The sequence below is a fragment of the Myroides injenensis M09-0166 genome, from assembly GCF_000246945.1.
Taxonomy (GTDB): Bacteria; Bacteroidota; Bacteroidia; order Flavobacteriales; family Flavobacteriaceae; genus Flavobacterium; species Flavobacterium injenense.
Window position 1 is genome coordinate 1 of sequence record NZ_BAEX01000188.1, and the last position, 428, is coordinate 428.

General features: G+C 34.3%; 1 protein-coding gene. It reads right to left on the reverse strand.

What is annotated here, in order from left to right:
• Positions 1-112 precede the first annotated feature (112 nt).
• On the reverse strand, positions 113-428 hold a 316-nt coding region (locus tag RH98_RS15085; RefSeq protein ID WP_010258104.1), incomplete at its 5' end, for an ISAon1 family transposase N-terminal region protein.

Genomic DNA, 428 nt, shown 5'->3' on the forward strand with positions numbered 1-428 from the left:
GTGTTCTTGTTGATCCCATTGTTTAAAACCACTGGTTTTATGTTTGTATTGACGTTGAAATTTCTCTCCTTTAACACCAAATAATTCACCAATGGCTTTACAGCTAAGTATCTTAGTATCGGCTAATTTTTTTTAAGAACTCCGAAAACTCAGTAGTCATTCGTGTTCCTTCTGCAATGATATTCCAATCGCGTGATATAATTTCTCCTGTTTGTTTATCCGTCCAACGGCGACGTTGCACATGTAGTTTTACTGATTTACCTCGTAACGGAAAGTCTTCAATGGTAATCATACTATGGAAACCTTTAGAAATCAATTGTCTCTCAGGACACTGATTTCCATAATCATTCTTTTCTTCAAAGTAGATATGTACTTTGGTCTCTAATTCTTCTATTTTAGTAATATTGAAGTGTTCTACTAAGTAAGCA